Genomic DNA, 24,869 nt, shown 5'->3' with positions numbered 1-24,869 from the left:
GTGCGGGGTCCATCGTACGTGTCAAATCTGGTGATGCGGACCACGGACCCTGGTGGGTTTGCCACGATCGCCCAAAACCTTGGACAACGGGGAAGGAACGCCGCAGCCTAGCCCTCCTTGAGGGCGGAGCGCTCCTGGATCAGCTCGGCGCGTTGCTGCACCTGGAGCATGGTCTCTTGCAGCGCGAGCGCGCTCTCTTGCAGCTTCGCGGCCTCGGCCTGCCGTCGCTGCAGCCGCACGGCGGCGCGGCGCAACCCGTCGAGCCGGCCGAGCAGCCGCACGCCGGCCGCCCCCATGATGATCACGGCGACGACGACCACGGCGATCCAGATCCACATCAGCACCGGGCCCACCCTACCGGCCCGGGGTGCTGTACTGGTCGAGCGCCGCCGTGGCCTGTTCGCGGATCCGGCGCAGCAGCTCGGGCGGGCCGATCACGGTGACGTCGGGCCCGAGCCCGAGCAGCAGCCGCTGGGCCCAGCCCAGGTCGGTGACCCGCATGGTCACCACCCACTCCTCGCCGCCGGTGCGGGTCACTTCCTCGACCGGGTAGTACTCGGTGATCCACCGGCTCCCCCGGCCCACCCGCAGCGTGACCAGCCGCAGGTCGGGGGTGGGGTGGAAGACGCCGTCGCTGACGTCGTGCGGCACCGCGTCGGCCGGCGGCAGCGACGGCTCGTCGAGCTCGGTGAAGTCGTCGATCCGGTCGATCCGGAACAGCCGGGTCGCCTCGGCGTTGCGGCACCACGCCTCGAGGTAGGCCTTGCCCCCGACCATCAGCACCCGCATCGGGTCGACGACCCGCTCGGTGGTCTCGTCGCGGGCCGCGGTGTAGTAGGTCATCCGCAGCGCGTGCCCGCTCTCGACGGCCGCGCGCACGTTGTCGACCCGCTTGCTGTTGGCCGGCAGCCTCACCGCGACGGGCGCGCCGGCCAGGTCGCCGGCCGCGTTCTCGATCTTGGCGAGGGCGCGTTCGATGACGTCGCGGTGACCGGTGCCCGGCGTCTCGGCCAGCATCCGGAGGGCCACCACCAGGGCCAGCGCCTCGTCCTGGGTGAGCCGCAGGGGCCGGTTGATGCCGGCGTCGTGGCTGATCGTGACCCGGTCGCCGTCGAGCGCCATGTCGATCAGGTCACCCGGGCCGTAACCGGGCAGCCCGCACACCCACAGCAGTTCCAGGTCCTCGCGCAGTTGCTTCTCGCTGACGCCCAGGTCGCTCGCCGCCTCAGCGACCAGGATCCCGGGCCGGGCCAGCAGATACGGTACGAGCAACAGCAGCCGCCCGAGCCGGTCCGCGCTCTGCCGCGGGCCCGTCACGCCGCCACCTCGTGGTGTTTCGCGACGACCTCTTTGAGCAGCTGAATCACCGCGTCGCGGACCTCGGGCGGCCCCTCGGCCCGCACGTCGGGCCCGTAGCCGACGATCGTCGCGGCCAGCCGCTCGGCGTCCGAGTACGGGATCGTCAGGCAGTCGCCGTCCGGGCCCGGCACCGACTCGGTGGCCCAGCGCCGCAGCCCGGCCGCCCGCCCCGGCCGCACGGTGACGGTGGCCCGGCCGTTGTGCGGCACCGGCCCCGACCACTTGGCGACGTGGCTGATCAGGTCCTCGTTCTCGGGCGGGGTGAACGCGCCCGGCCGGCCGAGCGCCTTGACCGCGCCGACGATGCGCGACAGCCGGAAGCACCGGGTCGCGCCGCGGTCACGGTCGTGCCCGACCACGTACCACCGGCCTTGCCAGCAGACCACGCCCCACGGCTCGAGCTTGCGGGTGGCCGGATCGTCCACTTCGGGCACCCGGTAGCTGAACGTGACGGCCCGGCGGTCGCGGGCGGCGCTGGTCAACGGCCCGAAGGCCGGGTCGACGGTGACCACCGGCTCGACCCCGAGGGTGGCCTGGGGGTCGACCTCGACGCCGGCCGCGCGCAGCTTGGCCAGCCCGGACGACGCGGCCGCGGCCAGCCCGGCGTGCTGCCAGAGGCGGGCCGCGATGCCCACCGCGGCGGCCTCGTCGGGCTCGAGCAGGATGGCCGGCAGCGCGTACTCACGGTGCGCGATGCGGTAGCCCGGCTCCTGGTCGAAGACGCTGGCCGTACCCGTCTCGAGCGGGACGCCCAGGTCACGCAGCTCGGCCTTGTCGCGTTCGAACTTGCGCTGGAACGCCTCGTGGTCGCGCGGGTCCTCGGGGTCGTGCTCGTAGCCGGGCACCGTCGCGGCGATCTGCGCGGCGGTCAGGAACCGACGCGTCGACAGGAGGCAGATCACCAGGTTCACCAGGCGCTCGGTGCGGGTGCGCGACACGATTGGCAACGCTAGCAGGGTGGACGCCGACGTGACGTACGCGCCATCCGCGGACGGTTTCCCGCGGGGGCCCAGCGGAAAGGTAGGCCCGGGTGAGCACCGCACAAACCCCGGAAGAGCAGCTCCCGGTGGGTCTGGCCGCCGCCGGGCCCCTCCCGTCGGGCGATTCGTCCGATGGGTCCGAAGCGCCGCAGAACGAAAGTGTCGGCACCGTCATCGTGGCCGGCCTGGCCAACCTGGCCATCGCCGTGGCCAAGCTCTTCGCCGGTCTCGTCGCCGGCTCGGCGGCCATGGTGTCCGAGTCGGCCCACTCGTTCGCCGACACGATCACCGAGGTGTTCCTGTTCGTCGCGCTGCGCCGCGGGGCCACCCCGGCCGACGAGGAACACCCGTTCGGGTACGGCAAGGAGAGCTTCGTCTGGGCGTTCATCGCCGCCGTGTTCACCTTCGTCGGCGGGGCCGGCTTCTCGATCTACCACGGCATCGAGACGATCGTGCGCGGCGAACAGACCGGCGAGTTCCTGTGGTCGTACCTGGTGCTGGCGGTCTCGTTCGTGGCCGAGGGCACCTCGTTCCTGCGGGCCCGGCGCCAGGTCGCGGGCGCGTCGCGGCGCTGGGGCGTATCCCCGTCGCGCTTCCTGCGCCTGACCCCGGACACCACGGTCAAGGCCGTCTACTTCGAGGACTCGGCCGCGCTGATCGGCCTGATCCTGGCCGGGGCCGGGCTGGCCCTGACCGAGGTCACCGGCAACGGCATGTGGGACGGCATCGCCTCGATCGCCATCGGCCTGCTGCTGTTCGCGGTGGCCGCGATCCTCGCCCAGAGCAACGCGTCGCTGCTGGTGGGCCGGGCCGTGCCGCGCCGGGTGCACAACCAGATCGCCGCCGACCTCAACTCGATCCCGATCGTGGTGGCCGTGCCGACGCTGCTGACCATGCAGCTCGGCCCGGGCGACGTGCTGGTCGCGGCCAAGGTCGACTTCCAGGACGACGTCTCCGGGGGCGAGATCGAGGAGGCCAGCGACGAGGCCGAGCGCCGCCTGCGGGCCCGCTACCCCGGCATCCGCTACGTCTTCCTCGACCCGACGCGGGGCACGGCGGGCCGCAACCACGTCGACGGCGGCGTCGAATAGGCTTTCCGGCCATGGTGCGGTGGCGGTCGGGGACGGTCCAGGCGATCCGGCGGCGGTGGCGCGGCGCGGTCGAGCTCGAGGTCACCACGGACGACGGGCCGCTCAAGGCGCTCGCCTACCCATTTATCACGGGTGAGCCGGAGCCGGGGGACCGCGTGCTGCTCAACGTGGGCGCGCTCGTCATGGGTCTCGGCACCGGCGGCTACGCGCTGGTCGTGGCGCTGCCCGACCGGTTGCCGGCCGACCCGCCCGACGACGGCACCAACCGCGACGCCGGCCACCTGGTCAAGGCCCGGTACACGCCCTTGCAGGCGATCCGGCTCGGCGTCGACGAGGAGGCCTCGCCGCACCGCGCGGTGATGGCCGCGGCCACCTCGCTCGACGGCATGCCGGTGGTCACGGCCGACCTGCACTCGGCGCTGCCGGCCATCGTCGCCGCCGTCCGCCTCGACCGGCCGCAGGCCCGGATCGCGTACGTGATGACCGACGGCGGGGCGCTGCCGGCCTGGTTCTCGCGCACGCTGGACGGGCTGGGCGACCACCTGGCCGGCACCATCACGACCGGGCAGGCGTTCGGCGGGGACCTCGAGGCGAGCACCGTGCACACCGGGCTGCTGGCCGCGCGGCACGTGCTGCGGGCCGACGTCACGGTCGTCGCGCAGGGGCCGGGCAACCTCGGCACGGGCACCACCTGGGGGTTCTCCGGGGTGGCGCTGGGCGAGGCGGTCAACGCGATCGGCACCCTGGGCGGGCGACCGGTCGGCTCGCTGCGGATCTCGACCGGTGACGGGCGGGAGCGCCATCGCGGCGTGTCGCATCACAGCCTCACCGCGTACGGGAAGGTGGCTCTGCTCCCGGCCGACCTGCCGGTGCCCGACGGCCTGGAGCAGGCGCTGGCGGCCGAGATCGACGCCGCGCTGGCGCCCCTGGCCGCCCGGCATCGCCTGCCCCGGGTGCCCGTCGACGGCCTGGACCAGGCGTTACGAGCGAGCCCGGTGCCGCTGTCGACCATGGGCCGCAAGCTCGACCAGGACTACGCCTACTTCCTGGCCGCGGCGGCCGCCGGGCGGTTCGCGGCCGCGATGATCTGATCGCGGCCGGCGTTCTTGGCCTGATAGAGCGCGGCGTCGGCCCGCTCGATGAGCTGGTCCGAGGTCTCCGCGCCGTCCCACACCGCGATCCCGGCCGAGAACGTCTGGCCCAGCGGGGTGGCGGCCCGCGCCCGGTTCAGCGCCTCGCGCGTCTCGTCCTCGGTGGCGTCGGGCAGCAGCACCACGAACTCCTCGCCGCCGTAGCGGGCGAGCGTGTCCACCGTACGCAAATGTCCGTGCCAGGCCGCGGCCGCAGCCTTCAGCAGCCGGTCCCCCGCGGGATGGCCGTAGGTGTCGTTGAACTGCTTGAACCGGTCGAGGTCGAGCACCGCCACGCTGACCGGGCGCCCGTCGCGGCGCGCGTTCTCCAGGGCCCGGGGCAGCTCGTCGTTCCAGGCCCGCCGGTTCGGCAGCCCGGTCAGCTCGTCGCGCCGGGCCAGCTCGCGTACCTGCTGGGCCTGCCGCTCGACCTGCCGCACGAGCTGGGCCATCCGCGTCACGACCAGCAGGAACAGGGCGGCCGAGGCGACCACGATGGCCATCCCGTTGTGGACGTCGCCCTGGGCCAGCTGCACCGCGAGCAGGGCCGGCGCCACCAGCGAGGCCAAGGTCAACAGCGCCAGGTGTACGCGGCCCAGCCGCGCCACCGAGGGGCCGGCCGGCGCGCCCAGCGACCGCGCGTCGCGGTGCAGGGCCGCCGCCCCGAACAGCGAGAACGCGACCAGGAAGATCGACTCGAGGGCCCGGTTGAGCCAGCCGATGCCCTCGACCGGCACGCCCTGGTCGATCAGGTTGCCCATCACGACCCACACCGTGTCACCGAGCAGGAAGGCGCCCATCGACCCGGTGAGCAGCCAGAACGGGACGCCCCGGGTGCCGCTGCCGCGCAGCAGCCGGGTCATCATGGCGATCATGATCAGGTCACCGATCGGGTACGCGGCCTGCGTGGCCTCGCCCAGCATGGTGATCCGGCCACCCTCGGCCGACGGCGCGATGACATAGACCCAGGCCAGCAGCCCGAACCCGGTCGTGATGGTGGTCGCGTCGATCATCGCGGTCCAGTCGCGGCCGGTCTCACGACGCCGGATCAGCACGGCCAGACCGGCCGCGCAGAACGGGTAGAGCAGCAGATAGAACGGGTCGGCCGGGGTCGGCAGGTCGACCAGGTGCCACACCTCGGTGGAAAGAACGCCGATGCCGATCCCGGTGACGTTCGCGGCCAGGCCGGCCGCGAACAGCCGCCACGGCAGCCGGTCGCGCCGGGGCAGGCGGCTCGCCCCCACCAGCACGGCCGCGACGCCGGCGTAGCCGACGGCCAGCTGCCCACCGCCGACCCACCAGGGGCTGTCCGGGACGAACTGGTAGACGGCGATGGCCAGGGCCGCGGCCACCGCGAAGACGATCGGCATCCGTCCAGCACAGCCCGGCCCGGTGAGAATCCGGGTCGTTCCCGGGTGCTTTTCGGTTGTCAGCCCTTCTTACGGACCAGCGTCACCCCGTCGCGGACGGGCAGCATGACCGACTCGACCCGGTCGTCGCCCACGATCCGGTCGTTGAGGCTGCTCACCGCGATGTCGTAGTCGTCGCTCGGGTCGAGCACCCGCCCGTCGCGCAGCGTGTTGTCGAGCACGATCAGCCCGCCCGGGCGGGTCCGCGGCACCAGCGCCTCGTAGTACGCCGGGTAGCTGATCTTGTCGGCATCGACGAACGCGAAGTCGATGACCGGGTCACCGCTCAGTGCCTCGACGGAGTCGACCGCCGGCCCCAGGCTCAGCTCGATCAGCCCGTCGACCCCGGCCCGTTCCCAGTAGCGACGGGCCACGTCCGTGAACTCCTCGGAGACGTCGAAGGCCAGCAGCCGGCCGTCCTTGGGCAGACCGCGGGCGATGCAGATCGACGAGTAGCCGGTGAACACGCCGATCTCCACCGCGAGCCGGGCGCCGGTGAGCCGCACCAGCATGGTCAGCAGCTCCCCCTCGTCGTGCGAGATCTGCATGCCGGCCGCGTCGGGGAACGCGTCCCGCGTCTCGGCCGCAAGGTCACGCAGCACGTCGTCGGCCGGGGTGCAGTGCTCGAGCAGGTAGTCGCTGACAGCCGGATCGATGATGTCCATCGCCCCAGTCTCGCCCATCACTAGGGTGGGGCGATGCCCCCTTCACCCCGCCTGCTCGCGATCGTCGACGCCCTGCCGCTGCGGCCGGACATGCGCGTCCTCGAGCTCGGCTGCGGTCCCGGAGTGGCGGCCCGGCTGGTCGCGGCCCGCCTCACCACCGGCCACATCCTGGCCACGGACCGCTCCGCCACCGCGATCGCCCAGGCCACCGCGGGGTCGGCCGCCGAGATCGCGTCCGGCCGGATGAGCGTGCGGCAGGTGGCCGCTGAGGAATTCGTCCGGGCGCCCGGCGAGGACCCGTACGACCTGGTCTTCGCCAACCGCGTCGGCGCCCTCGACGGCCGCCGTCCCGACCTGGCCGTCCCCGTCCGGGCCCGCCTCGCCGAGGCCGCCGGCCCCGGCGCGCGGTTGTTCGTGGACGGCCGCGAATACAGCATGATGGGGCCATGGCCCAGCCAGTAGTGCACTTCGAGATCATCGGAACCGACCCCGCGGCCCTGCGCGGCTACTACGGCGAGTTGTTCGGCTGGCAGTTCGCCACCGGCGGCCCGGTCGCCGAGCCCGTGTCCGAGGCCGGCAACTACGGCTTCACCGAGGGCGAGACCATCCCCGGCGGCGTGGGTGGCGGCCCCGGCTACCAGCCGAAAACCCTGTTCTATGTGGGCGTCCCCGACGTGGCCGCGGCCGTGGCCAAGGCCGAGAGCCTGGGTGGGAAACGTGTTATGGGCCCGGTCCGCTCCCCCGGCACCGACCTCGTCGTCGCCCACTTCACCGACCCCGAGGGCAACCTGATCGGCGTGGCCGGCCCGCAGTAGTCACCCCTGGCGGCGGGCGGCTTCGAACGGGGCGCGGTCGAACAGGAAGCGACTGTGGACGATGCGGCCCTCCCGCACGGTCACCAGCTCGGCGCCGGGGGCCGACGGCACCGGAACGGTCTCGGCGTCGTACATGACCAGGGCCCTGTCGTCGTCGCCGAAGGCGGCCAGCATCGTCGCGCTCCGGAGCATCCCGACGAACGGGGTCAGGAAACCGCGATAGGCGTCGGCTCCCTCGAGGCGGCCGGCGGGCGCGTCACAGACGATGTCGTCGGCGATGTAGGACATGGCTCGGTCGAGGTCGCGGCTCTTCCACGCTTCGTGATAGGCGAGGGCGGTCTCGAGGGCTGTGCTCACAGTGTCTCCGTCCGTCGGGCTTCTTCACCGGTACTGACACCGGGCCCGACGGGATCGGAACGGTCGCGTGGCACGATCTCCGGGTGGATCGAGCCACCCTGGACCGGGCCCGCGGCGGTGACGGCGACGCGTTCCGCACGCTGACCGCGCCCCACGAGCCGGAACTGCTGCTGCACTGCTACCGGATGCTCGGCTCGCTCACCGACGCCGAGGACCTGCTGCAAGAGACGATGCTCGCGGCCTGGCGCGGCCTGCCCGGGTTCGAGGGCCGCGCCTCCCTGCGTACGTGGCTCTATCGGATCGCCACCAACCGCTGCCTCAACGCGCTGCGCGCCGGACGCCGCGGGCCGCCGGAACCCACGCCGCCGTTCGCGACACCCGCGCCGAGCCGGCTGGGCGAGGTGACCTGGCTTCAGCCGTACGCCGAAAATCTGTTGGAAGGCGTGCCGGAGCGCTCGCCCGGGCCCGACGCCCGCTACGAGACCCGGGAGGCCGTGGAGCTGGCGTTCATCGTGGCGCTGCAGCGCATGCCCCCGCGCCAGGCGGCGGTGCTGATCCTGCGTGATGTGCTCGGCTATCCCGCGCCCGAGGTGGCCGCGATGCTCGGCACGACCGAGGCCGCGGTCAAGGGCGCCCTGCAACGGGCCCGGGCCACGGCCCCCGGCCCGCGCGACTCATCCCGTACTGAAGCAAGTGGGGTTGCCCGCCGATTTGCCGAGGCCTTCACCGCGGGCGACGTCGACGGCGTCGTCGCACTGCTCACCGACGAAGCCTGGCTGAGCATGCCGCCGGCCCGGCACGAGTACCACGGCCGGGACTCCGTGGCCGCCTTCCTGCGGGCGAGCACGGCCCACGCCGACGGCCGCGGCCTGGCGCTCACGCCCACCCGGGCCAACGGCCAGCCCGCGTTCACGGCGTCCTTCCCCGAGGGCCCGGCCGGCATCATCGTCCTGACCCTGGCCGGCGACCGGATTCAGGCCATCGCCCGGTTCCACGACGTCAGGCTGGCCGGGCGCTTCCCGTCATGACCGTTGCACGTGGACGATGTGCACGGGCTCGGTGTCGGGGCCGACGCGCACGAAGTTGTGCTGACCCCAGTTCCAGTGGGCGCCGGTGATCAGGTCGTGGGCCACGAAGCCGTCGTGCCACTCGAGCCCCAGCTCCGGCATGGTCAGGTGGATCCACGTGTCGCGGCTGTGGCGAGGGTCCAGGTTGGCCACCACGATGATCACGTCGTCGCGGTCGTAGAGCCGGCGGGCCTTGGAGAAGACGAGCACGTTCTCGTCGTCGGCGTGGTGGAACCGCAGGTTGCGCAGCCGGCGCAGGGCGGGGTGGGCGCGCCGGATCTCGTTGACCTTCGTCAGGTACGGGGCGAGCGACCGGCCTTCCTGCTCGGCCCAACGGCGGTTCTTGTACTCGTACTTCTCGTTGTCGATCTGCTCCTCGGCCCCGGGCCGGGCCACGTTCTCCATCAACTCGTAGCCGGCGTAGATGCCGTAGCTCGGTGACAGCGTGGCGGCCAGGGCGGCCCGCATCTTCCACGTGCTCTCGTTGCCCTGCTGCATGAACGGGGTGAGGATGTCGTGGGTGGTGGGCCAGAAGTTCGGGCGCATGTAGGCCGCGGCGGGCCCGGCCAGCTCCGCGCAGTACTCCTGGATCTCGGCCCGGGTGTGCCGCCAGGCGTAGTACGTGTACGACTGCTGGAACCCGGCCTTGGCCAGGTTGTGCATCATCGGTGGCCGGGTGAAGGCCTCGGCCAGCCAGATGATCTCCGGGTGATCGGTGGCCACGTCGGCGATCAGCCGCTCCCAGAACTCGAGCGGCTTGGTGTGCGGGTTGTCGACGCGGAAGATGCCGACACCGTGGTCGATCCACACCTGCACGATGCGGCGCAGCTCGGCGTACAGGCCCTCGGGGTCGTTGTCGAAGTTGAGCGGATAAATGTCCTGGTACTTCTTCGGCGGGTTCTCGGAATAGGCGATGGAACCGTCGGCGCGGGTCGTGAACCATTCGGGGTGCGCGGCCACCCACGGGTGGTCGGGCGCGCAGTTCAGGGCCAGGTCGAGCGCCACCTCGAGCCCCAGCTCGCCGGCCCGCGCCACGAACGCGTCGAAGTCGTCGAACGTGCCGAGGTCGGGATGCACGGCGTCATGGCCGCCCTCGTCCGCCCCGATGCCGTACGGGGAACCGGGGTCGTGCTCCTCGGCCGTCAGCGTGTTGTTGCGACCCTTGCGGTTGACCCGGCCGATCGGGTGGATCGGGGTCAGGTAGACGACGTCGAAGCCCATCGCGGCGATCGCGGGCAGGCGCTCGGCCGCCGTGGCGAACGTGCCGCTGGTCCAGCGGCCGGTGGTCTCGTCGAAAGTCGCGCCCTCGGAGCGCGGGAACATCTCGTACCAGGCGCCGTGGAGGGCCCGTTCCCGCTCGACCAGCCACGGATGGTCGGCACTGGCCGAGACGAAGTCGCGCAGCGGCCGTTCCGTGAGCTCGCGCCGTACGTCGGCGGTGAGGCCCGCGCCCAGTCGCACCTCGGCCGGCAACTTCGGGTCGCGCAGGCCGTCGATCGCGGTCGCGAGCACCTCGGCCTGCTCCGGCGTCCGCTTCACCTCGGCCGCGGCCCGTTCGAGGACGCGCGCGCCCTCCTCGAGCATCAGCTCGACGTCGACCCCGGCCCCGACCTTGATGACAGCGTCGTGGTTCCAGGTGCCGTACGGGTCGGACCAGCCCTCGACCCGGTACGACCACCGGCCCGTCCGGTCGGCGCCGATGGTGGCCGACCACAGGTCCAGCCCGGCGCTGATCCTGGTCATGGGCTGATGGTGGGCGCGCCCGGTCGGGTCGGTGACGACCAGCGTGGCGTTCACCGCGTCGTGCCCCTCACGAAACACGGTCGCGGTGACGTCGAAATCCTCGGCCGGCACCGACTTGACCGGGCGGCTCGCATTGTCCACAACGGGGCTGACACCGACAACGGGTATCCGACCACTCATACGGGGCACGCTAAACGATGTCGCGGCACCCCGCAGGGCTACGACATGACGATCAGAAGAACCCAGCCGAGCAGGATCACCCCGAGGAGCGCGGCCAGCACCCACGTCGGGATGCGATGGCCGCCCTCTCGGTTGCGCCGGATCTCGGCCCGGATGCGGTCGCGGCGGTTGTCGGACCGCCTCACATGCTGGCGATCAGGCGTTCCACCCGCTCGTCGTACGCGCGGAACGGGTCTTTGCAGAGCACGGTGCGCTGCGCCTGGTCGTTGAGCTTCAGGTGCACCCAGTCCACGGTGAAGTCGCGCCGCTTCTCCTGCGCGTGACGGATGAACTCGCCGCGCAGCCGGGCCCGGGTGGTCTGCGGCGGCGTCTCCTTGGCCTCGAAGATCTCGAGGTCGTTGGAGATGCGATCGACCTGCTTGCGCTTCTCCATCAGCGCGTAGAGGCCGCGGCCCCGGCGCACGTCGTGATAGGCCAGGTCGAGCTGGGCGATGCGCGGGTGGCTCATCGGGATCTGGTGCTTGGCCTGGTAGCGCTCGATCAGCTTGTACTTCGAGACCCAGTCGATCTCGCGGGCGACCGGGTCGAGGTTCTCGCTCTCGATGGCGTTGAGCACCCGGCCCCACAGCTCGACGACGCGCTTGGCCGTCGGGTCGCCGCCGCGGCGCTCGACGAACTCGGTCGCCTTGGCCAGGTATTCCTGCTGGATCTCGAGCGCGCTGACCTCTTTGTTGTTGGCCAGGCGGATCTTGCGGCGGCCGGTGACGTCGTGGCTGACCTCGCGGATGGCCCGGATCGGGTTCTCGAGCGAGAGGTCGCGCATGACCACGCCGGCCTCGATCATGCGCAGCACGATGTCGGCGCTGCCCACCTTGAGCAGCGTCGTCACCTCGTTCATGTTCGAGTCGCCGACGATGACGTGCAGACGGCGGTAGCGCTCGGCGTCGGCGTGCGGCTCGTCGCGGGTGTTGATGATCGGGCGGGAGCGGGTCGTCGCGCTGGAGACACCCTCCCAGATGTGCTCGGCCCGCTGCGACAGGCAGAACACGGCGCCGCGCGGGGTCTGCAGCACCTTGCCGGCGCCGCAGATCAGCTGACGGGTCACGAGGAACGGGATCAGGACGTCGGCGAGCCGGCCGAACTCGCCGTGGCGGGACACGAGGTAGTTCTCGTGGCAGCCGTACGAGTTGCCGGCGGAGTCGGTGTTGTTCTTGAACAGGTAGATCTCGCCCGCGATGCCCTCGTCGTGCAGCCGTTTCTCGGCGTCGACCAGCAGGCCCTCGAGGATCCGCTCGCCGGCCCGGTCGTGGGCGACGAGATCGGTCACGGAGTCGCACTCGGGCGTCGCGTATTCCGGGTGGGAACCGACATCGAGGTAGAGGCGGGCGCCGTTACGGAGGAAAACGTTGCTGCTGCGTCCCCAGGACACCACTCGGCGGAACAGGTAGCGGGCCACCTCGTCGGGAGACAGCCGCCGCTGCCCCCGGTAAGTACACGTGACGCCGTACTCGGTCTCGAGGCCGAAAATTCGCCGTTCCATGACGAAACACTAGCCGCATAAGCCATCCATTGGCAGTCACCCGACGCCGGTAGAGTCGTTACGGATGAACGTTCTGGTCACCGGCGGCGCCGGCTTCATCGGCTCGCACTTCGTGCGCGCGATGCTGGCCGGCCGGCTGCCGGGCCTGGAAGGCGCGCGAGTCACGGTTCTCGACAAGCTGACGTACGCCGGGAACTTCGCCAATCTGGGCCCGGTGGCCCACGACAAGAGGCTCGACTTCGTGCCCGGCGACGTGGCTGATCCGGCCCTGGCCGAGGTGGTGGTGCGCCGCCACGACACGGTCGTCCACTTCGCGGCCGAGGCCGACGTGACCTCGACGGTGGTCGGCACCACGGTCCTGCTGGACGCGGCACTCCGACACGGAGTGGCCCGATTTGTGCATATATCGACGGGCTCGGTGTACGGGTCGATCCCGGCGGGGGCATGGGCGGAGCGCGCGGCCCTGTCGCCGACGTCGCCCTACGCGGCGATGAAGGGCGCGGCCGACCTGCTGGTGCTGGCCGCCCACCGCACGCACGGGCTGCCGGTGCTGGTCGTGCGGCCCAGCCCGGCGTACGGGTCGCACCAGCACCCGGAGAACCTGATCCCCCGCCTGGTGACGGCGGTGCTGACGGGCGGCCGGGCCGCCCTGCACGGCGCGTCGGCCCGCGACTGGCTGCACGTCCACGACCTGATCCGGGCGGTGGCGCTGGTGCTGGCCGACGGGCGGGCGGGTGAGGTCTACAACGTGGCCGGCAGCATCGAGCTGGCCCACCGCGACCTGGCCGCCCTGCTGCTCGAAGAGCTGGGCGCGACCTGGGACAGCATCGACATCGTGCCCGCCCCGCCGGGCGAGGACGCGCGACAGGCCCTCGACGACGACAAGATCCGCCACGACCTGGGCTGGCGGCCCCACGTCGAGTTCGCCTCCGGCCTCACCAGCACCGTCGGCTGGTACCGCGACAACCCCGGCTGGTGGCGCCCCCTGCTCCCGTAGCGCTCATGTTGACGTCCGTACATGTTGATACACCCAATCAACACGTCAACATGACCCGTCAACATGAAGCGCCCGCCGCCATCGCTCCGCCGGCAGCTGCGACCCAGCGCGCTCGGGTTCCACGGCTGCGGCGCGCCGTCGCCCCACACGAGCGGCAGCCCTCCCCACCAGCTGCGATAGCTGATGAGCCGGCGGCCGCAGTCGGTCCAGCCGATACCGGCGGCGGGCGCTCAAGTGCGAATCGCAACGGCCGCAATAGCCACTGCGCCCATGACAACCGCCCAGCACACAGCCGGGCGGCAAGCACTCAGGTGCGAATCGCGGCGGCTGTGATGGCTGCTGAGCCGGTAGCGGCGGCCCAGCGCACCACCGGTTGGCGAGTGCGGGTCAGCGCGGTCGTGGCGAGGCCCCACGCGGACGCCAGCGCGAGCGGCCGGGCGCCCCGGCGGCTGCGGGCCACTCCCCCGGCCACCGCGGCCGAGGCCAGCAGCAGCGCCGCCGTCGATGCTGCGACGAGGCGGGAATCGCGCTGGGGGACGCCGGCCGCCACGACACCCGCCGCGAGGTTGACCGTGCTGGCCAAGGCCGTCCAGCCGAGCAGCAGGCCCGTGCTCACGGGCGTCACGACGGCCGGCGTGGAGGCGGCACCGATCCGCCGAGCCCGGCCCGTGCTGAAAGGCAAGACCGGCCGCGCTGCCGCGCCCACCCGCTGGGCCCGGCCGTACGCGGCAGCGGCGAAAGCGGTAGCCAGCGGCAGCAGAGCGGGCGTCAGCCGGAACCGATCGGTCTGGGCAGCCAGCGACCAGGCCGCGTTCACCGCATAGGCCCCGGCCAGCGGCCACCCCGTGCGGCGGCTCATCGGATCGCCCCGGCCGCCGGGCCGGCACTGAGCGATCGTCGACGCGGCGCAGCCGGCGAAAATCGGGGCCCACACCGCGAACGCGTAGTCGGGCGGCGTGATCACCGTGTCGTAGCGGCCGGTCTGCTCACCGCGGCCGAACAGCGCACCCAGGCAGGGCACGGCCACGAAAGCCGCGCAGGACGAAGCGAGCGCGAGAGAACGAACGTTGTCAGTCATGCCCCCGGTCTACCACCGGGGGCATGATCACGTCAGGAACCGTCGCCGTTGACGCCGTCGGCCGGCTCGGCCGGGTCGGCCGCCTCGGGCTTGTCGGTCGCCGCCGGCTTGCTGGCCACGTCCTGCTCGGACGCGGCGGACACCGTGGGCTTGCCGTCGGCCGCGGGAGGCGGAGGAGCCGCGTCCACGTCGCCGAGATCCTTCTCGGCCACAGTCTCCAGGCCCTCGAGCAGCGTGATCAGCGGCTGCCCGTGGATACGCCGGAACGCGCGGCCCTTGCGCCGCCGGTCGAGCACAGCCACCTCGAGCTGCTTCGAGTCGAGCTTGCGGGTCGCCCCGTTCTCGCCGCCCACGCTGCCCAGCGCCTTCGCGGCCAGCGCCAGCGCCGTCGGCAGATCGGCCGCCGGGTCGTGGCCCTCCCGCAGCACACTCGAGATCGCCTCGGCCTGGCCGCCCATCGCCATGAACCCCGGCTCGTCCATCACCGAACCGTCGTACGTGATGCGGTACAGCTCGTCCGTCTCCGGCGAGGAACCGACCTGGGCGATGCAGATCTCGACCTCGTACGGCTTCTGCGTCTCGGTGAAGATCGCACCCAGCGTCTGCGTGTACGCGTTGGCCAGGAACCGCCCGGTCACATCGCGCCGGTCGTAGCTGTAGCCGTTGACGTCGGCCATCCGGATACCGGCCCGACGCAGCGACTCGAACTCGTTGTACCGCCCGACCGCCGCGAACCCGATCTTGTCGTAGATCTCGCTGATCTTGCGGAGCGTCGTGATGTTCTCGGCGACCAGCAGGATGCCGCCCTCATACGTCAGCACCACGGCGGAACGGCCGCGGGCGATGCCCTTACGGGCGTACTCCGAACGGTCACGCTGGACCTGCTCGGGTGATGCGTAGAACTGCATGGCCACGGGTGGCTACTCCCTCTCGTCCCTGGTGAATTCGGCTGCTACCAACAACCGGACTCAGCCGCCCGGATTCTCCATGCGCCCGGCCACGACCTGCTCGGCCACCGCGATGATCTCGGCCTCGGTCAGCCGGTGCGTGCCGTTCGCCGTCGCCGACATGACCACCGGGAAGATCTTGCGGGTCAGGTCGGGCCCACCGGTCGCGGTGTCGTCGTCGGCCGCGTCGTACAGCGCCTCGACCGCCAGCCGGACCGCGTCGTCGGTGCTCAGACCGGCACGGTACTTCTTCTTCAGGGCCGACTTCGCGAACAGCGAACCCGAACCGATCGCGTCGTAGCCGGTCTCCTCATAGAGGCCACCCGCCACGTCGAAGCTGAAGATGCGCCCCACCTTGGCCGGATCGGCCGGCGACAGGTCGTACCCCGCGAACAGCGGCACCACGGCCAGGCCCTGCATGGCCGCGCCCAGGTTGCCGCGCACCATGCCGGCCAGCCGGTTGGCCTTGCCGTCGGTCGAGAGCATCGTGCCCTCGATCTTCTCGTAGTGCTCCAGCTCGACCTGGAACAGCCGCATCAGCTCGATGCCGATACCCGCCGTCCCGGCGATGCCGATCAGCGAGTACGAGTCGGCCGGGTGCACCTTCTCGATGTCCCGGCTGGCGATCAGGTTGCCCATCGTCGCGCGCCGGTCGCCACCCATAACCACGCCCTCGGCGGTGGCGATCGCCACGATCGTCGTGCCGTGCGGCGCGATGTCGGCCGACAGACCGGGCGGCAGCGGGCGACGGCCCGGCAGCAGCTCGGGCGAAGCGTGTGTCAGGAACTGCGTGAAGGAGGACGTTCCCGCATTGACGTAGTAATCCGGTACACGCCCGGATGGATCAAAGTCCTTTGCCACGTGGTCCCCTTCAAATACTCGATCGCGCCGGCCAGGTAGTGCTGGTTGTCCCGGAACTGTCCCAGGCCGCCGTTGCAGTTGAAGCACAATATCCCGCGCACAGCGCCGGTGCGATGATCGTGATCGACGTGTTGAGGGTCAGGCGCGCGGCAGATCGCACACACATTGCCCTGCCGCCACAACAGGTCGTCGAACTCAACCTGACCGATGCCATAACGGGCGCGGAGGTGATACTCGCGCGTGCCACCATAGAGCCGCTGCTTCGACTCCCGCCCACGGGCGTTGTGACACGGCTTGCAGTACCCACCGCGGCCACCTCGCCCCGCTTTACTCCTCGGGAACGCTTCGAGCGGCTTCACCGAGTCGCAGTCGGGGCAATGGCGGTGGCCGTCAGGTACCGGAACATTCTCCCGGACCTGACGGCCTTCACGCTCAAGTAACCGCTTGGCGTAGCTCTTCTTCGAGCGCTCGTTGAAGCACGGCTTGCAATAGCTGCCGCGCCCACCTTTGCGCTTTGGACTTACGTGGAATTCAGTGAGCGGCTTGATCGCACCGCAGTCCCGACACATCCGAACGCCGACCCCCCGTTCCGGCAAATCGGACATATCCTCACTGACCCCCTTTTTGTACGTAGCCGCGGACAAATTCCTCTGCGTTCTCCTCGAGAACGGAGTCGATTTCGTCGAGGAGGTCGTCGACGTCCTCGGTGATTTCGGCGTGCCGCTCGGCTACCTCAGGGTTGGCTTCAGTGGTGGTCTCGTCGATCTGCTCGTCCTGCCGGCCCTTGCCCGACTGCGACTGCCCGCCGGTGTCCCGAGTTGCCATCGGTGTCCCCCTTCTGCGCCAACCCGAAGCCTGCGCTGCGGGTTGAGAAAAACCTACCTCGCGCCTGTGACAAAACCACTCAGCGCGCGGTGATGACTTCGAGCAGATCCTTGGCGCTCTCGCACTTGTCGAACAGCGCACCCACGTGCTTCTTGGTCCCCCGCTCGGGCTCCATCATCGGCACCCGCACGAGCGACTCGCGCCCGACGTCGAAGATGACCGAGTCCCAGCTGGCCGCGACCACTTCGGACGCGTACTGGGCCAGGCACCGGCCCCGGAAGTAGGCCCGCGTGTCCTCCGGCGGCTCGCTCATCGCCTGCTGCACGTCGTCCGGCTCGAGCAGCGTCTTCATCGACCCGCGCGCCACCAGCCGGTGGTAGAGCCCCTTCTCGGGCCGCACGTCCGCGTACTGCAGGTCGACCAGCTGGAGCTTGGGCGACGACCACCCGAGGTTCTCGCGCTCGCGGTACCCCTCGAGCAGCCGCAGCTTGGCCACCCAGTCGAGGCTGTCGGCGCATTCCATGGGGTCGCGCCCGAGCTTGTCGAGCACGTCCTCCCACCGGTCGAGGATGTCGAGGGTCTGCTCGTCGCCGTCGTCGATGCCGCGCTGTTCGACGAACTCACGGGCCCGCTCGTAGTACGCCCATTGCAGGTCGAGCGCCGTGAGCTTGCGCCCGTCGCGCAGCCGCATGAGGTGCTTCAGCGTGGGGTCGTGGCTGACCGCCTTGAGCTCGCTGACCGGGTCGGCGATGCCGAGGTCGCCGCTGAACACCTTTTCCTCGATCATGTTGAGCACCAGCGAGGTGGTGCCCATCTTGAGGTAGGTGGCGATCTCGGACAGGTTGGCGTCGCCGATGATGACGTGCAGGCGGCGGTATTTGTCGGCGTCGGCGTGCGGCTCGTCGCGGGTGTTGATGATGGGCCGCTTGAGCGTGGTCTCGAGCCCGACCTCGACCTCGAAGAAGTCGGCGCGGGACGAGATCTGGAACCCGGCGCCGCTGCCGTCCTGGCCGAGCCCGACGCGCCCGACGCCGGTGAAGAGCTGCCGGGTGACGAAGAACGGCGTGAGGTGGGCGACGATGTCGGCGAACGGGGTCTGCCGCCGCATCAGGTAGTTCTCGTGGGACCCGTACGAGGCGCCCTTGTTGTCGGTGTTGTTCTTGTAGAGCTGGATGCGGTGGGTGCCCGGAATGGTGGCCGCACGCCGGGAGGCCTCAGCCATCACGCGCTCGCCGGCCTTGTCCCACTTGACGATGTCGAGCGGGTTGGTGCACTCGGGGGTGCTGTATTCGGGGTGGGCGTGGTCGACGTAGAGGCGGGCGCCGTTGGTCAGTATGACGTTGGCCAGGCCGAGGTCTTCGTCGGCGAGGGCGTCGGCCGGGTCGTAGGCGGCGCCGGAGTAGGTGAAGCCGCGCGCGTCGCGCAGCGGCGACTCTTCCTCGTAGTCCCACCGGGCGCGGCCGTTGCGGTTGAGCTCGGGCCGCGCGCCGTACGCGTTGACCACCTGGGACGAGGTGACCATCGGGTTGGCGCCGGGCTGCCCGGGGACGCTGATGCCGTACTCGACCTCGGTGCCCATAATCCGTCGAACGCTCATGCGACCATCCCGCCCGCCACGTTGCCCCTGTTGCTCATGTATTGAGCCTAGACGCTCCGAGGCGTGATATCGCCCCGCCCGGTGCCCGGCGCGGCACGCTCGGTGCGGAAGCAGCGAGGGGGGTCGATCTTCGAGGTCAGGCGCCGTCCGAGCGCCAGTCCCGGTTGTTCCACCATGCGGTAGGAAATCGCGGCCAGCATGAGAACGACGATCACGTACGCCACCCCGGCCGCGACCCTGATCGGCAGCGTCTGCGTCCCGAGATCCGGGACGAGGCGCGGGATCAGGAACAGGACCACGACGTGCAGCAGGTACAGCGAGTAACTGATCCGGCCCAGCCAGGTGAGCCCCTGGGGTGCCGCGTGCTTGCGAAAAATGTATGCCAGAACGAATGTGCCGATCACGGCGAGGGCGGTGTTGGCCCCTTGATCGGCGATGAGTGCACTGGAGACGACGGCCAGCGCCACGAATGCGGGGACCCGCCCGATCTGCCGGTGTTGCCACCGGTAGACGACCGTGCCGGCGAACATGACGGCGAGGAACAGCAGCCCTTGGCCCGACGACTTGACGGTGCTGGCCGCGCTCGGGTGCCCGTTCAGCGCCGGCAGCAGCACGAACCCGATGCCGATGGCCCCCACCATGAGCCCCTTGACCTGCAAGATCAAGGTCAACCCCACCAGCAGCACCAGCACGGCGGCCAGAACGCGACGGTCCGGCCAGGAGTTCCCGAACAACGAGTCCGGCAGCGGCAGCCCCGCGGCGAGCCCGAGCCCGGCCGCGTACCAGGCGCTGTGCCGATGCGCCCGCACCGCGAACAGCCCGGCCACCACCAGGTAGAACACCATCTCGTACGACAAGGTCCAGAACACCCGGACCACGCCGCGCACCCCAACCAGGTCGGGCAGCATCGTGACGTGCGCGAGCACCCCGGCCGTGGTCTCAGCCCGCAGCGACGCCTGCCAGTGCAGCAGTCCGGCCGTGGCGAGCAGCGCGAACAGACCGATGGTGACCAGGTAGGCCGGATAGATACGGCAGAGCCGGCCGATCCAGAAGCGCCGCAGCGAGCCGTGCCGTTCCAGCGACATCGGGATGACGTAGCCGCTGACCACGAAGAACAGCAGCACCGCGTACTTGCCCAGGTCGATGTGGCGCATGACGGCCAGGTGCGCCTCGTTGCCGAGCACCTGCGGGCTCAGGTGGAACAGCACGACCGTGATCGCGGCCAGGCCCCGCAGAGCATCGAGCCAGTCCAGGCGTCTCATGCGCAGTGCAACGAGAACGCGGGCCGGGGGAAACCCCCGGCCCGCGTCTCGAAACGACTGCTACAGGTACTGACCGGTGTTGCTGGCCGTCTCGATGGAGCGGCCGGCCTCGGCGCCCTTGCCGCCGGAGACGAGCGTGCGGATGTAGACGATCCGCTCGCCCTTCTTGCCGGAGATGCGGGCCCAGTCGTCCGGGTTGGTGGTGTTGGGGAGGTCCTCGTTCTCGCGGAACTCGTCGACGCAGCTGTCGAGCAGGTGCTGCAGGCGCAGCCCCTTCTTGCCGGAGGTCAGGAACTCCTTGATGGCCATCTTCTTGCCGCGGTCGACGATGTTCTGGATCATCGCGCCCGAGTTGAAGTCCTTGAAGTACAGGACTTCCTTGTCACCGTTGGCGTAGGTGACCTCGAGGAAGCGGTTCTCCTCGGTCTCGGTGTACATCCGGAGCACTACCGCTTCGATCATGGCGGCGACCGTCACGTCACGGTCGTTGCCGTGCTCGTTGAGGTCGTCGGTGCTCAGCGGCAGGTCGGACAGGATGTACTTGCCGAAGATGTCCTTCGCGGCCTCGGCGTCCGGACGCTCGATCTTGATCTTCACGTCGAGCCGGCCGGGACGCAGGATCGCCGGGTCGATCATGTCTTCCCGGTTGGAGGCGCCGATCACGATCACGTTCTCCAGGCCCTCGACGCCGTCGATCTCGCTGAGGAGCTGGGGAACGATGGTGTTCTCGACGTCGCTGGAGACACCGGAGCCACGGGTGCGGAAGATCGAGTCCATCTCGTCGAAGAACACGATCACCGGGGTGCCCTCGCCGGCCTTCTCACGAGCCCGCTGGAAGACCAGGCGGATGTGCCGCTCGGTCTCACCCACGTACTTGTTGAGCAGTTCCGGGCCCTTGATGTTGAGGAAGTAGCTGGTGTGCTTCTCTTCCCCGCGCCGCTCGGCGATCTTCTTCGCCAGCGAGTTGGCGACCGCCTTGGCGATCAGGGTCTTGCCACAGCCGGGCGGGCCGTAGAGCAGGATGCCCTTCGGCGGGCGCAGCTGGTGCTCCCGGAACAGGTCGGCGTGCAGGAACGGCAGCTCGACCGCGTCGCGGATCTGCTCGATCTGCGAGTGCAGGCCACCGATGTCGGTGTAGTCGACATCGGGCACCTCCTCGAGAACGAGCTCCTCGACCTCACTCTTGGGGATGCGCTCGTAGGCGTACGCGGACCGCGGCTCGATCATGAGCGAGTCGCCGGCGCGCAGCTTGCTGATCTCGAGCGAGTCCGCCAGCGAGACGATCCGCTCCTCGTCGGCGTGCGAGACGACCAGGGCCCGGTCGCCGCGTTCGCCGTCGGGGCCCGCCAGGACCTCCTTGAGCGTGACGACCTCGCCGGTGCGCTCGAACCCGAACGCGTCGACCACGTTCAGGGCGTCGTTGAGCAGCACCTCCTGCCCGCGCTGGAGCTCCTCGACCTCGAGGGACGGGGAGACCGCCACGCGGAGCTTGCGACCGCCGGTGAAGACATCGACGGTGCCGTCCTCATGTGCGGACAGGAATACGCCGTAGCCGCTGGGCGGCTGGGCGAGCCGGTCAATCTCTTCCTTGAGAGTGACGATCTGGGCCCGGGCTTCCTTCAAGGTCGCCACGAGCCGGTCGTTGTTCTCGGTCAGTCGGGCCAGCTGCGCCTGCGTTGCCGCGAGCCGTTCCTCGAGCTGCCGGACGTGTCGTGGGCTCTCGGTCAACTTCCGCCTAACGAGGGCGAGTTCCTCCTGAAGGAACGCGACCTGGCTGGAGAGATCGTTGGCCTCTTTTTCCCAACGTGCGGCGCGGTTGTCCGCCTCGTCGCTGCGTGCCACGTCCCACCTCCCCGGGGGCTCGAACGTCTTGGGATAACACTAGCCGCTGCGGGCCGGATTTCGACCCATGCAACACCCTCGTCACCGAGTCTTGATCCATTCGGCCGGTGTGCGCAAGGAGTTTGTCGGTGGGTTCCGGTACGGTCGGCGGCTTCCCCTCGGGCGGCGGGGCCGATCGGGGACCGTCAACGCCCAGGCCAGCACGTTTGCGCCCCGCACGGACCGCCTGGCGGGGGCTTTCCGGCGTACGCGGAAGCCGTTCCCCCGAAAGGTGACAAGCCTCGATGCCGGGGCCGGAAACTCCAGAAAAAAGTCACAGGCACGAAACCTGTGTCGCGGGCTACAAAGTGGGACGCCCCACCAGAGAAGCCACCACGCGCGAGAACTCCTCGAGCCGCGCGATCTGTCCCGGACCCCCGTCGTCGAGCGTCTTGCCGAAGCGCAGGGCGTCGTGGCGGATGGTCGCGCGCGACTCCCCCTCGTCCATGCCGGGCGGCGGGACGGCGTCGTCGACGGAGCTCAGCAGCAGGTAGACGTCGATGCTGTCGACCCGCGCCTGGCCGTTGCTGGTGCGGGTCAGCCGCCGCCGGCAGCCGACCTCGGTGACCGTGGACAGCGGCACCACCCGCAACGACGAGGTCATCGAGCCGACCGGGCCGTCACCGGGCGCCACATCCTCCCCGTGCCACAGCACGAGACGACTGCCGTCGCAGATGACGACCTCTTGCCAGACGCCGTTGACCTCGTTGACGAAGCGCTCGAGCGTGAAGCACAGCACGGAGGCGCCGCGCAGCACGCCGAACAGCGCGTCCAGGGCGACCTCGGGGTCGCGCAGGTAGGCCCGGGCCGCGGAGTCGAGATCCTGGTAGGGCGACCAGTCGGGGAAGACTGCCGGCATCTCGTTGCTGCCGCCGAACGGCGGAGAACTCATCGCGCCCACCCGATCCTCCCCGAGCCGTGCCACTGCCGAACTGGAAGCTACCCGAACTTTGAGCGCCCCGTCACATCCACGAGCCAGGAGGCGTCATTCGATCGGTGAGCGGTCGTCCGGGGCGTCCTGCGGCTCTTCCGCGGCGGCCGCGAGCGCGGCCTGGGCGGCGCGCTTGAGGGCGTACGCCTCGGCGCCCTTGCTCGGCTTGCGGCGGCGCGGCGGGGCCGTGACGCCGGGCGCCAGCTTGCGCGCCGAGACCAGGAACGCCGTGTGCGCGATCATGCGGTGGTCGGGCCGGACGGCCAGGCCCTCGGCGTGCCAGTCGCGCACGAGCGACTCCCAGGCCCGCGGCTCGGTCCAGCCGCCGCGCTCGCGCAGGGCCTCGACCAGCTCGGACAGCTGCGGGGTGGTGGCCACGTAGCCGATGAACACGCCGCCCGGGACGAGGGCCTTCTCGACCATGTCGAGCGCCTCCCAGGGGGTCAGCATGTCGAGGACGATCCGGTCGAAACCGGTCTCGGGGTTGCTCGCCACGTCACCCGAGTGCAGGTGCCAGGCCGGGTGCGGGCCCCCGAAGAACGATTCCACATTTTTGCGGGCGATCGCCGCGAAGTCGTCCCTCAGTTCGTACGAGTGCAGTTCGCCGCTCGTGCCGACCGCGCGCAGCAGCGAGCAGGTCAGCGCGCCCGAGCCGACGCCCGCCTCGAGCACCTTGGCCCCGGGGAAGATGTCGCCCATCGCGACGATCTGCGCCGCGTCCTTGGGGTAGATGACCTGGGCGCCGCGCGGCATCGACAGCACGTAGTCGCTGAGCAGCGGGCGCAGCGCGAGGTAGGCGGTGCTGCCCGTGGAGGTGACGACGCTGCCGTCGGGCAGGCCGATCAGGGCGTCGTGCTCGAGCGCGCCGCGGTGGGTGTGGAACGACTTGCCCGGCTCGAGCACGATCGTGTGCATGCGACCCTTGGGGTCGGTGAGCTGGACGCGGTCGCCCGCCCGGAACGGCCCGCGGTGCGCGGGCTGCGACTCGTCGACGACGTCGGTGACTGGCGAAATGGTCACTACTTCTCTTTCTGCTTCACGGGCGGTCCGGCGCGGCGGGGTTCCAGCACCTGGGCGACATCACCCACCCGCAGGACTCCCACCACATCCTCGCCCGAGGTGACGACGTACTGCGCGGCCGGGTGGGCCTGCAGCGCGCGGACGACCTGTTCACCGCTGAGCCCCAGCGGCAGGGCGGGCACGGCGTCACGCGAGCGGGCCACGCTGTCGACGGCCACCCACGGGCGCCGGTCGACCGGGACGCGCTCGGCGGCGACCGGATCGACCAGTGCGGTGAGATTACCGGCCGAGTCCGACACGGCCAGCACCACGTTGGGTCTCGGGTCCTCCGAGCGCCGCCGCTGGGCCTCGCCGAGCGGGGTGCCGGCGGGCACGGTGAGCAGCGGACGGGCCAGCCGGCCGAGATCGACCAGGGGGAAGCGGCGGGTCATCCGGGCCAGCCGGATCGACTGCCCCGCGCCCTGCCACAGGGTGAACACCACGAGCAGCACGAACAGCAGCCCGAGCAGGGTGAGCGTGCCCAGGCGGTAGAACCAGAACGCGGTCATGCCGGTGCCGAACGCGATCAGGCGGCCCGCCCAGCCGGCGGCCTCGGTGGCGCGGTTGCGGTCCTTGAGCATCGCCCACAGACCCGCGCGCAGGGCCCGGCCGCCGTCCAGGGGCAGGCCCGGCAGCACGTTGAAGATCGCGACGAGGATGTTGCTGGCGGCCAGCTGGAACGCGATCTGCCCGGCCATCGTCCGGTCGGGAATGGCGAGGAAGGCGGCCGTGGCCACCCCGCCGAGGACCAGGCTGACCGCCGGCCCGGCCAGGCTGACCAGCGCGTCGACCCGGGGAGTGGGCGCGTCCCGGTCCATCTCGGTCCAGCCGCCCAGCAGTTCCAGAGTGATCCCGCGTACACCGATCTTGAAGCGGCGGGCCGTGAGCGCGTGCCCCAGCTCGTGCAGCAGCACCGACCCGAGCAGGCAGACCACGAAACCCAGGCCCACCAGGTACGCGACGGGGCCGGGCAGATCGAGCTGACCTCGCACGTAGTTGCCGTAGACGACTGTGACCAGCACCGCGAGCAGGATCATCGATCCGTTGACGAAGATCGGGATGCCCAGCACGTGGCCCACCGGACGGGCGGCCCGC

Annotated in this window: 26 protein-coding genes; 6 read left to right on the top strand and 20 right to left on the bottom strand. The window is 70.6% G+C overall.

The genetic code is table 11. The features are described from left to right. Nucleotides 1–107: 107 nt before the first annotated feature. Genes M1L60_RS05865 through M1L60_RS05855 form a run of 3 tightly spaced genes read right to left on the bottom strand, consistent with a single transcriptional unit; the run spans nucleotide 108 to nucleotide 2,297 of the window. Nucleotides 108–338 carry a hypothetical protein gene (locus tag M1L60_RS05865; RefSeq protein WP_253236498.1) on the bottom strand — a complete coding sequence of 77 codons (231 nt, stop codon included), beginning with the start codon at nucleotides 336–338 and terminating at the stop codon, nucleotides 108–110. Between the two features lie 16 nt (nucleotides 339–354). Next, the gene (locus M1L60_RS05860) at nucleotides 355–1,317 is read right to left on the bottom strand and encodes a helix-turn-helix transcriptional regulator (RefSeq protein ID WP_253236243.1); all 963 of its coding nucleotides are present in this window, start codon (nucleotides 1,315–1,317) and stop codon (nucleotides 355–357) included. Continuing rightward, on the bottom strand, nucleotides 1,314–2,297 hold the full coding sequence (locus M1L60_RS05855) for a helix-turn-helix transcriptional regulator (protein ID WP_253236242.1): 984 nt from the start codon (nucleotides 2,295–2,297) through the stop codon (nucleotides 1,314–1,316). Before M1L60_RS05855 ends, M1L60_RS05860 begins: the two co-directional genes overlap by 4 nt. Nucleotides 2,298–2,431: 134 nt before the next feature. Here M1L60_RS05855 and M1L60_RS05850 point away from each other — a divergent pair, with 134 nt between their 5' ends. Further along, a complete protein-coding gene (locus tag M1L60_RS05850; protein WP_256516106.1) occupies nucleotides 2,432–3,430 on the top strand; it encodes a cation diffusion facilitator family transporter in 999 nt (332 codons plus the stop codon). Between the two features lie 11 nt (nucleotides 3,431–3,441). Next, nucleotides 3,442–4,521, top strand: coding sequence for a DUF3866 family protein (locus M1L60_RS05845; RefSeq protein WP_253236241.1), 1,080 nt, complete (start codon nucleotides 3,442–3,444; stop codon nucleotides 4,519–4,521). Here M1L60_RS05845 and M1L60_RS05840 read toward each other — a convergent pair. Further along, nucleotides 4,470–5,930 carry a diguanylate cyclase gene (locus M1L60_RS05840; RefSeq protein ID WP_253236240.1) on the bottom strand — a complete coding sequence of 487 codons (1,461 nt, stop codon included), beginning with the start codon at nucleotides 5,928–5,930 and terminating at the stop codon, nucleotides 4,470–4,472. The two genes, M1L60_RS05845 and M1L60_RS05840, sit on opposite strands and share 52 nt — an antisense overlap. A gap of 59 nt (nucleotides 5,931–5,989) precedes the next feature. Then, nucleotides 5,990–6,634 (bottom strand): O-methyltransferase, encoded by a 645-nt coding sequence (locus tag M1L60_RS05835; protein WP_253236239.1) that lies wholly within the window; start codon nucleotides 6,632–6,634, stop codon nucleotides 5,990–5,992. A 33-nt stretch (nucleotides 6,635–6,667) separates the two neighbouring features. Between M1L60_RS05835 and M1L60_RS05830 the strand changes: the two genes are divergently transcribed. Next, the gene (locus M1L60_RS05830; protein WP_253236238.1) at nucleotides 6,668–7,096 is read left to right on the top strand and encodes a class I SAM-dependent methyltransferase; all 429 of its coding nucleotides are present in this window, start codon (nucleotides 6,668–6,670) and stop codon (nucleotides 7,094–7,096) included. Next, nucleotides 7,081–7,449 (top strand): VOC family protein, encoded by a 369-nt coding sequence (locus tag M1L60_RS05825; RefSeq protein WP_253236237.1) that lies wholly within the window; start codon nucleotides 7,081–7,083, stop codon nucleotides 7,447–7,449. Before M1L60_RS05830 ends, M1L60_RS05825 begins: the two co-directional genes overlap by 16 nt. On the opposite strand, the gene M1L60_RS05820 is transcribed toward M1L60_RS05825, so the two are convergent. Beyond that, nucleotides 7,450–7,806, bottom strand: coding sequence for a nuclear transport factor 2 family protein (locus M1L60_RS05820; protein WP_253236236.1), 357 nt, complete (start codon nucleotides 7,804–7,806; stop codon nucleotides 7,450–7,452). An 83-nt stretch (nucleotides 7,807–7,889) separates the two neighbouring features. Between M1L60_RS05820 and M1L60_RS05815 the strand changes: the two genes are divergently transcribed. Then, a complete protein-coding gene (locus M1L60_RS05815) occupies nucleotides 7,890–8,834 on the top strand; it encodes an RNA polymerase subunit sigma-70 (RefSeq protein WP_253236235.1) in 945 nt (314 codons plus the stop codon). On the opposite strand, the gene M1L60_RS05810 is transcribed toward M1L60_RS05815, so the two are convergent. From M1L60_RS05810 to pafA, 3 genes are read right to left on the bottom strand one after another with little or no spacing between them, the layout of a single operon-like run. Continuing rightward, entirely contained in the window at nucleotides 8,829–10,796 is a 1,968-nt protein-coding gene (locus M1L60_RS05810) for an alpha-1,4-glucan--maltose-1-phosphate maltosyltransferase (protein ID WP_253236234.1), read from the bottom strand. The genes M1L60_RS05815 and M1L60_RS05810 overlap by 6 nt on opposite strands. Before the next feature lie 38 nt (nucleotides 10,797–10,834). Beyond that, nucleotides 10,835–10,981, bottom strand: a complete 147-nt coding sequence (locus tag M1L60_RS05805) for a hypothetical protein (protein WP_253236233.1) — start codon at nucleotides 10,979–10,981, stop codon at nucleotides 10,835–10,837. Beyond that, nucleotides 10,978–12,336, bottom strand: a complete 1,359-nt coding sequence (pafA, locus tag M1L60_RS05800) for a Pup--protein ligase (RefSeq protein WP_253236232.1) — start codon at nucleotides 12,334–12,336, stop codon at nucleotides 10,978–10,980. Before pafA ends, M1L60_RS05805 begins: the two co-directional genes overlap by 4 nt. Nucleotides 12,337–12,400: 64 nt before the next feature. Between pafA and M1L60_RS05795 the strand changes: the two genes are divergently transcribed. Beyond that, entirely contained in the window at nucleotides 12,401–13,333 is a 933-nt protein-coding gene (locus M1L60_RS05795) for a dTDP-glucose 4,6-dehydratase (RefSeq protein ID WP_253236231.1), read from the top strand. Between the two features lie 307 nt (nucleotides 13,334–13,640). On the opposite strand, the gene M1L60_RS05790 is transcribed toward M1L60_RS05795, so the two are convergent. The 11 genes from M1L60_RS05790 to M1L60_RS05740 form a co-directional block, all read right to left on the bottom strand. Continuing rightward, nucleotides 13,641–14,411, bottom strand: a complete 771-nt coding sequence (locus M1L60_RS05790) for a TspO-related membrane protein (protein ID WP_253236230.1) — start codon at nucleotides 14,409–14,411, stop codon at nucleotides 13,641–13,643. 32 nt (nucleotides 14,412–14,443) lie between these two features. Further along, nucleotides 14,444–15,325: a proteasome subunit alpha gene (prcA, locus tag M1L60_RS05785; RefSeq protein WP_253236229.1), complete on the bottom strand. Its 882-nt coding sequence runs from the start codon at nucleotides 15,323–15,325 to the stop codon at nucleotides 14,444–14,446. 54 nt (nucleotides 15,326–15,379) lie between these two features. Continuing rightward, complete coding sequence (prcB, locus tag M1L60_RS05780) at nucleotides 15,380–16,219, bottom strand: proteasome subunit beta (RefSeq protein ID WP_253236228.1); 840 nt, start codon at nucleotides 16,217–16,219, stop codon at nucleotides 15,380–15,382. Then, nucleotides 16,138–16,824 carry an endonuclease VII domain-containing protein gene (locus tag M1L60_RS05775; RefSeq protein WP_253236227.1) on the bottom strand — a complete coding sequence of 229 codons (687 nt, stop codon included), beginning with the start codon at nucleotides 16,822–16,824 and terminating at the stop codon, nucleotides 16,138–16,140. Before M1L60_RS05775 ends, prcB begins: the two co-directional genes overlap by 82 nt. 4 nt (nucleotides 16,825–16,828) lie before the next feature. Next, nucleotides 16,829–17,044: a ubiquitin-like protein Pup gene (locus M1L60_RS05770; RefSeq protein ID WP_203379875.1), complete on the bottom strand. Its 216-nt coding sequence runs from the start codon at nucleotides 17,042–17,044 to the stop codon at nucleotides 16,829–16,831. A 79-nt stretch (nucleotides 17,045–17,123) separates the two neighbouring features. Continuing rightward, nucleotides 17,124–18,641 carry a depupylase/deamidase Dop gene (gene dop, locus M1L60_RS05765; protein ID WP_369077209.1) on the bottom strand — a complete coding sequence of 506 codons (1,518 nt, stop codon included), beginning with the start codon at nucleotides 18,639–18,641 and terminating at the stop codon, nucleotides 17,124–17,126. 47 nt (nucleotides 18,642–18,688) lie between these two features. Further along, nucleotides 18,689–19,903 carry an acyltransferase family protein gene (locus M1L60_RS05760; RefSeq protein ID WP_253236226.1) on the bottom strand — a complete coding sequence of 405 codons (1,215 nt, stop codon included), beginning with the start codon at nucleotides 19,901–19,903 and terminating at the stop codon, nucleotides 18,689–18,691. 60 nt (nucleotides 19,904–19,963) lie between these two features. Next, the gene (arc, locus tag M1L60_RS05755; RefSeq protein ID WP_253236225.1) at nucleotides 19,964–21,745 is read right to left on the bottom strand and encodes a proteasome ATPase; all 1,782 of its coding nucleotides are present in this window, start codon (nucleotides 21,743–21,745) and stop codon (nucleotides 19,964–19,966) included. 340 nt (nucleotides 21,746–22,085) lie between these two features. Then, the gene (locus M1L60_RS05750) at nucleotides 22,086–22,676 is read right to left on the bottom strand and encodes a hypothetical protein (RefSeq protein WP_221379373.1); all 591 of its coding nucleotides are present in this window, start codon (nucleotides 22,674–22,676) and stop codon (nucleotides 22,086–22,088) included. A gap of 93 nt (nucleotides 22,677–22,769) precedes the next feature. After that, complete coding sequence (locus M1L60_RS05745; RefSeq protein WP_253236495.1) at nucleotides 22,770–23,729, bottom strand: tRNA (adenine-N1)-methyltransferase; 960 nt, start codon at nucleotides 23,727–23,729, stop codon at nucleotides 22,770–22,772. A gap of 5 nt (nucleotides 23,730–23,734) precedes the next feature. Beyond that, nucleotides 23,735–24,844: a site-2 protease family protein gene (locus M1L60_RS05740; RefSeq protein WP_253236494.1), complete on the bottom strand. Its 1,110-nt coding sequence runs from the start codon at nucleotides 24,842–24,844 to the stop codon at nucleotides 23,735–23,737. Nucleotides 24,845–24,869 lie beyond the last annotated feature (25 nt).

The sequence above is a fragment of the Paractinoplanes aksuensis genome, assembly GCF_024137025.1.
Lineage (GTDB): Bacteria > Actinomycetota > Actinomycetes > Mycobacteriales > Micromonosporaceae > Actinoplanes > Actinoplanes aksuensis.
Note: the sequence above shows the minus strand (reverse complement) of the source record. Positions and strands in the feature narration are given on the sequence as shown.

Excerpts from the sequence above, each read along its gene's own strand:
- M1L60_RS05845 (WP_253236241.1), top strand. The coding sequence starts at position 3,442 with ATGGTGCGGTGGCGGTCGGGGACGGTCCAGGCGATCCGGCGGCGGTGG.
- M1L60_RS05770 (WP_203379875.1), bottom strand. The coding sequence starts at position 17,044 with ATGGCAACTCGGGACACCGGCGGGCAGTCGCAGTCGGGCAAGGGCCGG.
- M1L60_RS05830 (WP_253236238.1), top strand. The coding sequence starts at position 6,668 with ATGCCCCCTTCACCCCGCCTGCTCGCGATCGTCGACGCCCTGCCGCTG.
- M1L60_RS05865 (WP_253236498.1), bottom strand. The coding sequence starts at position 338 with ATGTGGATCTGGATCGCCGTGGTCGTCGTCGCCGTGATCATCATGGGG.
- pafA (WP_253236232.1), bottom strand. The coding sequence starts at position 12,336 with ATGGAACGGCGAATTTTCGGCCTCGAGACCGAGTACGGCGTCACGTGT.
- M1L60_RS05790 (WP_253236230.1), bottom strand. The coding sequence starts at position 14,411 with ATGACTGACAACGTTCGTTCTCTCGCGCTCGCTTCGTCCTGCGCGGCT.
- M1L60_RS05835 (WP_253236239.1), bottom strand. The coding sequence starts at position 6,634 with ATGGACATCATCGATCCGGCTGTCAGCGACTACCTGCTCGAGCACTGC.
- M1L60_RS05840 (WP_253236240.1), bottom strand. The coding sequence starts at position 5,930 with ATGCCGATCGTCTTCGCGGTGGCCGCGGCCCTGGCCATCGCCGTCTAC.
- M1L60_RS05810 (WP_253236234.1), bottom strand. The coding sequence starts at position 10,796 with ATGAGTGGTCGGATACCCGTTGTCGGTGTCAGCCCCGTTGTGGACAAT.
- dop (WP_369077209.1), bottom strand. The coding sequence starts at position 18,641 with ATGAGCGTTCGACGGATTATGGGCACCGAGGTCGAGTACGGCATCAGC.
- M1L60_RS05795 (WP_253236231.1), top strand. The coding sequence starts at position 12,401 with ATGAACGTTCTGGTCACCGGCGGCGCCGGCTTCATCGGCTCGCACTTC.
- M1L60_RS05760 (WP_253236226.1), bottom strand. The coding sequence starts at position 19,903 with ATGAGACGCCTGGACTGGCTCGATGCTCTGCGGGGCCTGGCCGCGATC.
- M1L60_RS05775 (WP_253236227.1), bottom strand. The coding sequence starts at position 16,824 with ATGTCCGATTTGCCGGAACGGGGGGTCGGCGTTCGGATGTGTCGGGAC.
- M1L60_RS05750 (WP_221379373.1), bottom strand. The coding sequence starts at position 22,676 with ATGAGTTCTCCGCCGTTCGGCGGCAGCAACGAGATGCCGGCAGTCTTC.
- M1L60_RS05825 (WP_253236237.1), top strand. The coding sequence starts at position 7,081 with ATGGCCCAGCCAGTAGTGCACTTCGAGATCATCGGAACCGACCCCGCG.